Origin of the sequence: Roseovarius sp. 217 (assembly GCF_000152845.1) — a bacterium.
Lineage (GTDB): Bacteria > Pseudomonadota > Alphaproteobacteria > Rhodobacterales > Rhodobacteraceae > Roseovarius.
The window spans coordinates 3,821,795-3,833,228 of the sequence record NZ_CH902584.1; the positions used below are offsets into that span (position 1 = coordinate 3,821,795).

The 11,434-nt window shown below is 60.8% G+C and carries 14 protein-coding genes; 4 read left to right on the forward strand and 10 right to left on the reverse strand.

The annotated features are described in order from the left end of the window. Position 1: 1 nt before the first annotated feature. The 3 genes from ROS217_RS18355 (at position 2) to ROS217_RS18365 (ending at position 1,934) form a co-directional block, all read left to right on the forward strand. Positions 2-877 (forward strand): S-methyl-5'-thioadenosine phosphorylase, encoded by an 876-nt coding sequence (locus ROS217_RS18355; protein ID WP_009819297.1) that lies wholly within the window; start codon positions 2-4, stop codon positions 875-877. Between the two features lie 76 nt (positions 878-953). Further along, a complete protein-coding gene (locus tag ROS217_RS18360; RefSeq protein WP_009819298.1) occupies positions 954-1,334 on the forward strand; it encodes a hypothetical protein in 381 nt (126 codons plus the stop codon). A 60-nt stretch (positions 1,335-1,394) separates the two neighbouring features. Next, positions 1,395-1,934: an adenine phosphoribosyltransferase gene (locus ROS217_RS18365; RefSeq protein ID WP_009819299.1), complete on the forward strand. Its 540-nt coding sequence runs from the start codon at positions 1,395-1,397 to the stop codon at positions 1,932-1,934. A gap of 66 nt (positions 1,935-2,000) precedes the next feature. Here ROS217_RS18365 and ROS217_RS18370 read toward each other — a convergent pair whose 3' ends face one another. The 7 genes from ROS217_RS18370 to ruvC all read right to left on the reverse strand — a co-directional run bounded on the left by ROS217_RS18370 (position 2,001) and on the right by ruvC (position 8,206). After that, on the reverse strand, positions 2,001-3,023 hold the full coding sequence (locus ROS217_RS18370) for a transporter substrate-binding domain-containing protein (protein WP_009819300.1): 1,023 nt from the start codon (positions 3,021-3,023) through the stop codon (positions 2,001-2,003). 3 nt (positions 3,024-3,026) lie between these two features. After that, on the reverse strand, positions 3,027-4,112 hold the full coding sequence (locus tag ROS217_RS18375; RefSeq protein WP_040650743.1) for a transporter substrate-binding domain-containing protein: 1,086 nt from the start codon (positions 4,110-4,112) through the stop codon (positions 3,027-3,029). An 86-nt stretch (positions 4,113-4,198) separates the two neighbouring features. After that, positions 4,199-4,870, reverse strand: coding sequence for a hypothetical protein (locus ROS217_RS18380; RefSeq protein ID WP_009819302.1), 672 nt, complete (start codon positions 4,868-4,870; stop codon positions 4,199-4,201). Positions 4,871-5,054: 184 nt separating this feature from the next. Continuing rightward, positions 5,055-5,843, reverse strand: coding sequence for a hypothetical protein (locus ROS217_RS18385; protein WP_009819303.1), 789 nt, complete (start codon positions 5,841-5,843; stop codon positions 5,055-5,057). A 162-nt stretch (positions 5,844-6,005) separates the two neighbouring features. Next, positions 6,006-7,040: a Holliday junction branch migration DNA helicase RuvB gene (ruvB, locus tag ROS217_RS18390; protein ID WP_009819305.1), complete on the reverse strand. Its 1,035-nt coding sequence runs from the start codon at positions 7,038-7,040 to the stop codon at positions 6,006-6,008. 3 nt (positions 7,041-7,043) lie between these two features. Further along, positions 7,044-7,703 carry a Holliday junction branch migration protein RuvA gene (gene ruvA, locus ROS217_RS18395; protein ID WP_009819306.1) on the reverse strand — a complete coding sequence of 220 codons (660 nt, stop codon included), beginning with the start codon at positions 7,701-7,703 and terminating at the stop codon, positions 7,044-7,046. Further along, positions 7,700-8,206, reverse strand: a complete 507-nt coding sequence (ruvC, locus tag ROS217_RS18400) for a crossover junction endodeoxyribonuclease RuvC (RefSeq protein ID WP_009819307.1) — start codon at positions 8,204-8,206, stop codon at positions 7,700-7,702. The genes ruvA and ruvC overlap by 4 nt, the downstream gene beginning before the upstream one ends. A 309-nt stretch (positions 8,207-8,515) precedes the next feature. Between ruvC and ROS217_RS18405 the strand changes: the two genes are divergently transcribed. Further along, positions 8,516-8,713, forward strand: coding sequence for a DUF1127 domain-containing protein (locus ROS217_RS18405; RefSeq protein ID WP_009819308.1), 198 nt, complete (start codon positions 8,516-8,518; stop codon positions 8,711-8,713). A 92-nt stretch (positions 8,714-8,805) separates the two neighbouring features. On the opposite strand, the gene ROS217_RS18410 is transcribed toward ROS217_RS18405, so the two are convergent. The 3 genes from ROS217_RS18410 to ROS217_RS18420 all read right to left on the reverse strand — a co-directional run bounded on the left by ROS217_RS18410 (position 8,806) and on the right by ROS217_RS18420 (position 11,391). Continuing rightward, the gene (locus tag ROS217_RS18410) at positions 8,806-9,150 is read right to left on the reverse strand and encodes a hypothetical protein (protein ID WP_009819309.1); all 345 of its coding nucleotides are present in this window, start codon (positions 9,148-9,150) and stop codon (positions 8,806-8,808) included. 109 nt (positions 9,151-9,259) lie between these two features. After that, positions 9,260-10,132 (reverse strand): 50S ribosomal protein L11 methyltransferase, encoded by an 873-nt coding sequence (locus ROS217_RS18415; protein ID WP_009819310.1) that lies wholly within the window; start codon positions 10,130-10,132, stop codon positions 9,260-9,262. A 26-nt stretch (positions 10,133-10,158) separates the two neighbouring features. Then, positions 10,159-11,391 carry an MFS transporter gene (locus ROS217_RS18420; protein ID WP_040650744.1) on the reverse strand — a complete coding sequence of 411 codons (1,233 nt, stop codon included), beginning with the start codon at positions 11,389-11,391 and terminating at the stop codon, positions 10,159-10,161. Between the last annotated feature and the right edge of the window lie 43 nt (positions 11,392-11,434).

Consider the following 11,434-nt stretch of genomic DNA (forward strand, 5'->3'; position numbering starts at 1 on the left):
TATGACGCAGACCATGATCGGGGTGATCGGCGGTTCCGGGCTTTATGAGATTGACGGGCTGCAAGAGGCCGAATGGCGCTCGGTTGAGACTCCATGGGGCGCGCCCTCGGATGCAATCCTGACTGGCACGCTCGACGGGGTGCCGATGGCCTTTCTCCCCCGCCACGGGCGCGGCCATGTGCATAGCCCCTCTTCCGTCCCCTACCGCGCCAATATCGACGCGCTCAAGCGTCTGGGCGTCACGGATGTCATCAGCGTCTCGGCCTGCGGTTCCTTCCGCGAGGATCTGGCACCGGGCGATTTCGTCCTTGTCGATCAATATATCGACCGCACCTTTGCGCGCGAGAAATCCTTCTTCGGCCCCGGCTGCGTGGGCCATGTCAGCGTGGCGCATCCCACATGTCCGCGCCTGTCGGACGCCTGTGAGGCGGCAGCAGAGGATGCAGGCATCACCGTGCATCGCGGCGGCACCTATCTTGCCATGGAAGGCCCGCAATTCTCGACGCTTGCCGAATCGAAACTCTACCGCACGGTCTGGGGCTGCGACGTCATCGGCATGACCGGCATGCCCGAGGCCAAGCTCGCCCGCGAGGCGGAACTCTGCTACGCCTCCGTCGCCATGATCACCGACTATGACAGCTGGCATCCGGATCACGGCGCGGTCGATATCACCGCCATCATTGCCACCCTCACCGGCAATGCCGACAAGGGCCGCAACATGGTGCGCCGCCTGCCCGCCCTTTTAGGCCCCGACCGCGCACCTTGCCCGCATGGCTGTGACCGGGCACTCGATTTTGCCCTGATCACCGCCCCCGAGAAACGCGACCCAACGCTTATGGCGCGGCTCGATGCGGTGGCGGGGCGGGTGCTGGGCTGATCGCACCTGCTCAACTCTTCGCGCGTGGGCTGTCACACCACTGGACGCCCGCGCGCGCCATGCCCACAACAGGGGCATGGCACATCTCATCGACAAACTCACCGATCAAAACTGGCGCTATGCCATGGGCCGCCGGTTTGAGGCGCTCACCGATGAGATATTTCAGGTCATCCGCTGGGTTCTGGTGGTGGGCTTTGCCAGCTATCTGGCGCGCACCAATGATCAGCCCATCCTCACCGTCACCTATTGGTGTCTCTCGGCGCTGCTCTTTGGCTATATCGCCTCGCGATTTCTTTTGCGGCCTGAAATCGCCTTTCTCGGCAATCCGGAGGGGCGGCTTGCTCAGCTGGCCCAATCGGCCCTCAATTTCCTCCTTTGCATCGTGGTCTTTGGCCTTACCCTCTGGGCCATCAGCACCCTGACCGAGGTCATCGCCCTCTATCGCACCACGCACTGAGCGCTTGCGCCCACGCGCGCCCTGAGCCACAACCCTGCCGCAGCCAGCCGGAGCCACGCCATGCCGCCCATCAAAGCCGTCCGCGACTATATCCGCACCATCGTCGATTTCCCGCATGAGGGTATTCTCTTTCGCGATGTGACCACGCTCTTTGCCGATCCGCGCGGGTTTCGCATGGCCATCGACCAGATGCTGCACCCCTACGCAGGCCAGCCCATCGACAAGGTGGCAGGGCTCGAGGCGCGCGGCTTCATCCTTGGCGGTGCCATCGCGCATCAGCTCTCGGTGGGCTTTGTGCCGATCCGCAAAAAGGGCAAGCTGCCCGGCGCGGTGATCTCGGAAGACTATCAGCTCGAGTATGGCGAGGCCGTTGTCGAAATCCACGATGACGCCATCCAACCCGGCGAGCGGGTGCTACTGGTCGATGACCTCTTGGCCACCGGCGGCACGGCGGCGGCCGGTATTCGCCTGATTGAGCGCCTGGGCGGGATCATCACCGGCTGCGCCTTCGTGGTCGATCTGCCTGACCTGGGCGGCCACAAGCGGCTGACCGACATGGGCATGGAGGTCCATACGCTCTGCGCCTTCGAGGGGCTCTGAGAGCAGCTTTCATCGTTCTTCAAATACTCACAATGCCCCGCCAGCCACGGGACAAACCGCATCGGCCTATTTCAACGCGTCCCAAAAGAGCGCCAGATGCCGTTGGACAATCTCGCCATAGCGCCCGCTCTCGCGCAGCTTAGCGAGCCCCGCATTGAGCCGATAGAGATGCGTGGTGCCGCGCCAATGGGTCTTGGAAATCACCGCATAGAGCGCCTCACGCGAGAGCGGCTGATCGACCGGCACCACCTGCCCGCGCAGGCCCATGGCCACGATCTTGGCCGCGCCCTCAAAGACATCAAGGCTCACCGCATCGACCGCCCCCGCCATCAAGAGGGCAAAGCATTCCTCGGGGCTGCCGGGCGGGGTCAGGCTGATCTTGCCCTCCGCCAACCAGCGCCGGTCGGCGCGGTCGAGATCATGGGTAAAGCGCCCCGCCGGGCGGCAGAGCCGCTTGCCCAGAATATCCGCATCCTGTGAATAGGCAAATTCACGGTCGGCCCGCCGGAACAGCATCACCGGCAGATCCATCACGGGGTCAGAAAAATGAAACTCTGTGCAGAGCGTCACCTCTGGTGTCATGGCGCAATCGGGCTTGATCCAGGGAAAGCCCATATCATAGCGCGTCTGCCCCAAAAGCGGCTCCAGAGTCTGGCTGCGCTCTGCCTCCCACACGATTTCAAAGGGTACGGGCGAGGGGCTCAGCTCCAGCGCGGCATTGACCAATTCCGTGACCATACCCCCACCGGGCCAGTCCTGATCAACAAAGGGCGCATCCCCTCCGGCGGTGAGCAAGGTCAATTCCGCGCCGCGCTGCAAGAGCGGCGTGGCACCGGGATCAGGACTCTGCGCCGGACAGGGAATATAGACCTCGCTCCCCGCCACGAGGATCTGCGCCTGACCCGCGACAGCGGCGCCATTGGCGTAATAGATCAGCGTCCACTGATCGGCATCCTCGTAATGCACGGTGGCAATCGAGGTTAGCGTATCGCCGGGTTGCACGCGATATGTCACGTCACAGAGCGCCTGCGCGCCACCCGGCAGTATCAGGCCAAACGCCAGAGCCCAGCCTGCGAACCAGCCCCGCATCCCTCAGAGCCCCGCCCAGACGCGGGTCATATGGGCATCAATGATCTGTTGATAGGTGCCGTTGGCCCGGATTTCTTCCAGACCTCTGTTGAACATGGCAAGCAGCGCTTGGCCATCCGGGTGCGATTTATGCACGACCATATGGGCACCATCAACCGAGATCGGCTGACCATCGGCCACCATGACGCGATCCTCCAGCCCCAAGTCCTTGACCTTGCGCCGACCCTGAAACTCGTTGAGGACCACACCGTCAACCGTGCCCTCCACCAGCATGCTCAGGCAGGCCTCCGCCGTTGCCGGCGTCTCGAGCGTGATCACTCCCGCCTCTAACCAGTTGCGGCCCTGCTGTTCGAAGAGGGCAGTATCAAGGCCCGCAGGCTGACAGAGCGTCTTGCCCTGAAAATCCGCCGCTGAGTGAAAGGAGATGGGGCGCGTTCTGTCCACAAAGAGCAGGATCAGCATCTCGAACATCGGGGCAGAGAACAGCAGGTTAACACAGCCGTAGACCTCGGGAGCCGTGGTACAATCCGGCTTGGGCCAGGGAAAACCAATATCAAGGAGCCGATTGGACAGGAGCGGATCCTGATGCGCGGACCAGTCATCTATCCAGTGGATGGCAAAGCCCTGCGCGGGGTTTGCCGCCCCCATCGCCGCACGCACGACCTCTGTCAGCATACCGCCTTCGGGCAGGGACTTGTCGGCAAAGGGCCACAGATCGCTGCCAGTGAGAATAGTGATCCTGTCCTGCCCGGGCGCCATGTCGCCGGCGACCGCCCGAGCCGCGGAGGTTGCTTTTTCGGGCTTTACCGTCACGGAGGTCGCTGCGTCCAATCCGACGGGCAGACCATTGATACAACGCAGGTGCAATCGCATCCCGGCCCGGACCGTGTTGGGGTCACTGCCGATCTGATCCAGATTGGACGATTGGATCACCGTCCACTTGCCCGCATCCTGATAGTAGCGCTCGGCGATCATCGACAGGGTTTCGCCGGTCTGGACCACATAGCTGCCCCCGCAGCCCTGCGCCTCGGCCTGCCCACCCAACGCAGCGGCGACCAGCAACACACCCCCACAAATAGCGCTTCTCATACAAACTTCCCCAGATAATGGGGGTACTAAGGCTATTCTGGCAGATTCGGTCAAGACGTTTCCACCCGGTTGCCGCCTTTGCAGGCTCAGTGCGCCCCCGCGTGACCAATCCGCGCCGCCAACCGCAGCGCATGGCTTGCGTCCTGACTGACAGGCGGCAAAACCGGATCATAAGCCGCCCGGATCAGCGCCCCGATCTCGGGGCGCAGCACCACAGCACCCCCCGGCAGCGCGGCCAGCGCCGAACGGTCCTGAAACGCCCAGTCCGACCACACCAGCACGCTCTGCACGATCTGGCTCAACGCCAATGTCTCGGCGGGCACAGCACTCAGATGCGCGTCCATCCGCAAGAACACAAAGCACGCCCGAATGGCCCCCGCCGGATCAAAGCGGAAAATACGGTATTGATTGGCCTCCGCCGCCTCCAGCTTGGCCACCAGCGGGCCAAGATCGGGGATCAGCCGATCCAGCCCCGGCACCTCGGGCAATTCCTGCCACTCGCGAAAGAAAAACAGCATGAGATTCGCGCCCAGTTCCGGGTCGGTTTCGGCCATCTGATGCCCGGCCAGCGCCACCACCGCCTCGACCGCGCCCTTGACCACGCTCAGCGTCGCATCATCCGTGCCAAACACCACCGGCACAATGGGCCGCCCCCAACGGGCAAAGAAAAATTCGCCATCCGCGCGGGTAAACAGCGCTGCAATCTCGTCGGGGGTCAGGGTGTCGCTCATGGGCAGGTCTCCGAATTTTGCGCCCATCTATCAACCCGCGCCATTTCTCGCAAACCCGGCTTTTCTTGCCAAAAAATACTCAGATCAAACACCCGCCCCCAGCGCTTCAACCTTCGGATGGATCACTCTGCCTCTTTGGCCCTGTTGCAAGACCTACGGTACAATCACCTCGTCTCCCGTGTAGTCAATGGCCACCAGCCGGACAGCCCTATCATTTCAATTTCTCCTCCGAGAGGGAAATTGCAATTTCTGAAGTTTCTGAAATACGAACTAACCTAGGTGGTTGCGTCCAGACAAAATCATCTGGGAATTCAATCGGCACCTCGTCGATGAACTCCTGAATGATCAACTGTGCGTTCAAGATGAGAATACGCAGGTTCCTCTTGGGGAATGGGCCAATCTCGATGCGAAAATTTCCTGAGCTTGGATACGCCGTAAGCTGACATGTCGGATTGGGAACGGCCTCAAGGGTAGAACACTCCACACGGGCAAAAATCTTTTCATCATCCATCAGAAGGTAGTTTCTTGGCAATTTTGCAGAGCCTCGATCATAACCGGAAAAGCAATGTTCAATTTCTTCGGGCACAATACTGGCGGATACGTACTTTCGGTCCTTGGAAAAGGTAAGGCTTCGCAGCAACACAGCTTGATCCAGTTGCGTGCAGTACGATGTCGCCAGTTCATATTGCGGCAGAATTCTATTCCTTAAAGGAATAGGAAAATCTCCTATAGGAGGGAGTATATTCTGGAGCATTTCCAGATCTGAAATCGGTTGGCCACCAGCGCGAAGAACGTATGCATAGGCGTAATATTTACAGGGAAGGTCTTCATAGTTTTGCATACAATTTTTCAACAGTACCCCTGCAGGACGCTGTATCCGATACTGAAAATCTGATTCCCTTTCCGATACATCTAAGCCTTGGGCAAGCCCCACGTGGGTGTACGAGACAATCATGAAAACCGTTACACTCAAAAAACGCGCAAAGGCCCGCTTAGCCATTTTGATGCGCCTCAATTGACTGCTCGAACGTCGTAAGTCTCTCCACGAAAACCTCGCTCTCACGAAAAAACGGCACCACTTTCACTACCAAAAAACTTCCCCAGACCGCCAATCCTGTCGCGCCTCTATGCTCCGGCCCCATGCCTCCACCCTCCCCGGACATCATTTGCCACTCTCAAACAGATCACTCTGCCCCTTTGGCCCCGGTGCAGCCAGCCCCAGATGCGCCCAGCCGCCCTGCGCTAGCATCCGTCCACGCGGCGTGCGTTGGATCAGGCCTTGTTGCAGGAGAAACGGCTCGATCACCTCTTCCAGCGCATCGCGGCTCTCGGACAATGCGGCTGATAAGGTCTCGATCCCCACCGGCCCGCCCTGATAGGCCTCGGCAATCAGGCGCAGATAGCGCCGGTCGGCGCCGTCAAGCCCCAGATGATCCACACCAAGCCGCGTCAGCGAACTGTCTGCCAGCGCGCGGCTGATCTTGCCGCCGCCCTCGACCACGGCGAAATCAACCACGCGGCGCAGCAAACGCCCGGCAATGCGCGGCGTGCCGCGCGCACGGCGGGCAATCTCGCGCGCGCCCTCGGTGTCGGTGGGGATGTTCAAGAGCTTTGCGTTGCGCGTCACGATTTCGTGCAACTCGTCAATTTCGTAGAATTGCAGCCGCGTGGGAATGCCAAAGCGGTCGCGCAGGGGCGTGGTCAAAAGACCCAGCCGCGTCGTCGCCCCGACCAGTGTGAAGGGCTGCAATTCGATCCGCACGGTGCGCGCCGCTGGCCCCTCGCCGATCACCAGATCCAGCTCGAAATCCTCCATCGCCGGATAGAGCACCTCTTCCACCGCCGGGTTGAGTCGGTGAATTTCGTCGATAAAGAGCACATCGTTGCGCTCCAGATTGGTCAGGATCGCCGCCAGATCCCCGGCCTTGGCCAGCACCGGGCCAGAGGTCATGCGAAATCCCACCCCCAATTCGCGCGCCATGATCTGTGCCAGCGTCGTCTTGCCCAGACCGGGGGGGCCATGAAACAGCGTGTGATCCATCGCATCGCCGCGCTGCCGGGCGGATTGGATAAAAACTGCCAGATTGGCCCGCGCTTCCTTTTGGCCGATGAACTCTGACAGCGCCTGTGGCCGCAGGCTCCGGTCCTGATCCTCGGGCAAGGCCGCGCCGCGCAATGTCGGGTCTGGTTCGGCCATAACTTACCCCTTCGGTGCCAGCCGCCGCAGGGCGGCGCGGATCAGATCGGCAGTGGCGGCCTCTGGCATCTCACCCGCGACCTGCGCCACAGCGCCCGCCGCCTCGCCGGGGGAATAGCCCAGATTGGTCAGCGCCGACAGCGCCTCGGCCTGCGCGCCGGGATCGGTCGGGGCGTGTACGGGGGCAATCTGTATCGGCCCTGTTTCGATCACTTCGCCCGCGTCCTGCGCGGGGGGCGGGGCGGCCCCCATCGCCATAATCAAGGGCGCCTTGTCCTTCAACTCATTGACCACGCGTTGTGCGGTCTTGGCCCCGATGCCTTTGGCCGCGGTCACCGAATGCCAATCCCCAATCGCAATCGCCCGGCCCACACCCTCGGGCCCCAATGCGCCCAGAATGGCGAGCGAGGCCTTGGCCCCTACCCCCTGAACGCTCATCAACAAGCGGTGCCATTCCTTTTCCACCAAGGTTGGAAAGCCGAAAAGCTGCAAGAGATCCTCGCGCACCAGCAAATCTGTATAGAGCGCCGCCATCCCCCCCACACCCGGCAGGGCCGAGAGCGTCCGCTCAGAGCAATAGACCAGATAGCCCACGCCGCGCACGTCGATCAACACGTGATCGGTGCCGCGATAATCAATCCGCCCAGCGATCCGCCCGATCATGCGCTGGCCCTCTGCACAGCCCGCGCCAGCATGTCGCTCGACCGGGAATGATGCGCGTGACAGATCGCAATCGCCAGCGCATCCGCCGCATCCGGCCCGGCCAGCAGGACACCGGGCAGTTGCACCTTGACCATATGCGCCACCTGTTCCTTGGCGGCATGGCCCACGCCCACCACTGTTTTCTTGACCGTATTGGGCGAGTATTCCCCGACCGTCAGCCCGTATTGCGCGGGCACCAACAGGGCAATGCCCCGCGCCTGACCCAGTTTCAGCGTCCCCGCCCCGTCCTTGTTGACAAAGGTCTGCTCGACGGCCGCCGCCTGCGGGTCAAAGCGGTGCAGAATATCGGTGAGTTGCTCATAGAGCGACAAGAGCCGCGCCGCAAGATCCGGACCGGTGGAATGGCAGATCCCATTGGCCACATGGCTGAGCCTGCTGCCCTCGACCTCAATCACGCCCCAGCCAAGGTTTCGCAACCCGGGATCAATGCCCAATACCCGCATGTCTCTGCCCTGCCTTTTCGCTTTTTTTCAGCATTAGCACGAAACGGGAACAGGCACCAAGCGGAATGCGTGTTCACAAACTGCCCGATTTGGCATCATTGCGTTGCAGAATTGTCGCTACTTGGGACGTAGCGTCATCCAGGGAGAATATTAAATCGTTTAAAAACAAGTAGCTTACCCGTAGTTATACCCATGCATAAAACGCATAAGAACTATGCAATAAACTCGCCTTGTGAGAACGGAATTGCCGGACTACCTGCCACTCAGAAACAGACATGCTCTGTCCCCTCAATTCACAGGAATAAAATCATGGCCGCTCTTGATAGCACCCGCTCCCACACCACGAACGCCGGCTTCGGCGCAGTCTTTTCCCGCGTATTTTCGGTTCTTGCCGCATGGAACGAGCGTCGCGCCACCCGCGCTGCACTGTCTCGCCTGTCGGACCGCGAGCTTGATGATATCGGTCTGAGCCGTGGCGACATTGACCTGGTTGCGCGTCAGGTTTGACCCTCCCTCGCTCCCATGAAAAAGCCCGCGCCGGTATTACCCGCGCGGGCTTTTTACATTTCGGAGCCGACTGTAGACCGCTCAGAGCAACCTCAGTGCAGGATCGGACGCAGATAGGACGCGAGTGTCAGGCTCAGCGGATCGGCCCGCATCACAACGGACCCGGCCTGCTCGACAACGCTGCCTTGGGAAAGTTGTGACAGGCGGTCTCCGTAGAGAGGCAGCCCGAGATGCGCGATGATCACGGCCTTAAAGAACATGAACCCGAGAAACATATAGAGCAGACCGCGCAACGGAATGCCGGATCTGCGACGCTTTGGGCGAAAAATAATCAGCCCATCCTTGTCGACCTTGCTGACATAGCCCCGCGCTAATTTTGTCCGTTTGCGGCCAATCGTCTTGAGGCGCGCGTCGAACTCTTGAAATGCGTCACTCATATCGAGACATCCCGTTATCACGACCCCCACCGCGATAAGGAAAAAGGTATGCCCGAAATGTGGCGAAAGCAAGGCAGACCCTCTGGCTAGCCCTAATTCTGACGCATTTTCATTGACTTTTAGATAGGGTCAGCGTGGTCCAGTCACCAATCTCTTCGCGATGCTCGAGACTGTTTCCAATCGCGCAGTAAACGTCGCGAACCTCATCCGCTTGCTCGTTCAAAATACCCGAGAGAATCACCTTGCCCCCGGGCGTCAGCGCCGCCGTGATGCCCGGTGCCAGCTGGATCAGCGGCCCCTTTAGGATATTGGCAAACACCAAATCATAGGGGGCTGCCGCGCTCAGGCGCGGATGCTCCAGCCCCTCGGCCTCGATACACTCGACCCGGCCTTCAAGGGCATTTGCCGTGACATTGGCGTTTGCCACATCAACCGCCACCGCGTCGATGTCGCTGGCCAGCATGACACCGGGCCAGATCCGCGCCGCCGCCATCGCCAGAACCGCCGTGCCGCATCCCAGATCCAGCACAGAGCGCCCGACAAAGCCTTGGCCCGCCAGCCGGTCCAGCGCCTTGAGACAGCCCTGCGTCGTGCCGTGGTGCCCAGTGCCAAAGGCCATCGCCGCCTCGATGAGAAGCGGCTCGCAATCCTCGGGCACCTTGTCGGCATCATGGCTGCCATAGACAAAAAACCGCCCCGCAACGACCGGAGTCAAATCGCGGCGTACCTTGGCCACCCAATCCACCTCTGGCAACTCCGAGATGACAAAGGGCTTGGCCCCATGCACCTTGGCCAAAAGCGCCAGCGCCACCTCATCGGGGGCGGCCTCGAAATAGGCGCCAATCTCCCACAGGCCCGATCCGTCCTCCATCTCGAATGATCCGATGCCGGTCGGTTCCGGCTCCAGATGCTCCAAGGCTTCGGCCAGCGCCTCGGCATTGGCGCGTCCGGGCAGGGTCGTGAGGGCGGTAAAGGTCGGCATGCAGTTTCCTTTTCGGGAGAACGGGATCACTCGGCGGGGGCGGGCATAAACTGCGCAAAGATCGTCTCATTGCCCGGCTCCGGATGGCGCGGGATCAACAGCGCAAGGCCGAATGACACCCCCGCCATGCCCGCCGCCCCGAAAAACACCGCCGCAGGCGACACCAGCCACAAATAGCCCAGCGCCGCAGGCAGAAACACCGCCGCGATATGGTTGATGGTAAAGGCCACGGCCGCGGTCGGGGCAATATCGCCGGGATCGGCAATCTTCTGGAAGTAGGTCTTGAGCGCCAGAGCCAGCGAAAACAGGATATGGTCGATCACATAGAGCGTCGCCGCCAGCACCACGCCCCAACCAAAGAAATAGATGCCGCCATAGGCCAGAAACACGATCGCCAGCCCAGCATATTCAAACAGCAACGTGCGCCGCTCGCCGAAATGAAACACGGCCTTGCCCATCAGGGGTGCGAAAATCATGTTCACCACGAGGTTGATGAGAAAGAGCGCCGTCACCTCATGCACGTCAAAGCCGAATTTCTCGACCATCATAAAGCCTGCAAAGACGATGAAAATCTGCCGCCGCGCGCCCGCCATGAATTGCAGCGCATAATAGAGCCAATAGCGCCGCCGCAGCACCATCTTCTTGAGTTGTGGATTGGGGGCCTCGAACCGGGGATAGGCAATCAGGCAGAACACCGCCACCACAGCCGTGAACCCGCCCGAGACGAGATAGACAAAATTGTAACTCAGATCAAAGGCCTGCCATGTCAGCACAATGAGCACATAAGCCACCAGCGTCGCCGCCGATCCCCCCGCCATCAGCCAGCCCAGCATCTGCGGCGCGCGCAATTTATCCAACCATTGCAATTGCAGCGATTGGTTGACCGTCTCGAAATAGTGAAACCCGATGGAACTGAGCATGGTGATCGTGAGAATCCCGCCCAAACTCGGGAAATGCGCGGTAATCGCGGTCGCCACCCCCAAGAGCAGCAAAGACACCAGCGCCAGCACCTGCTCATGCATGAAGAGGATCAGCGCAATGACACCAATCGCCAGAAATCCGGGGATTTCCCGCACCGTGTGCAGCCAGCCGATGTCAGAGCCGTTGAACCCCGCCACTTCGATCACAAAATTATTGAGAAGCGCCGACCACGTGGCAAAGGCCACCGGCATCGCGGCAGCCATCAGAAAGAGCAGCGTGACAGGCCTGCGCCAGAATGGCAGCTCTTGCGCTCTGCCCAAGGGAAACTGTGGTCTCATGTTTTCCCTTTACGCCCAAGATGCCGCCTTGGCGAGGGGCTGC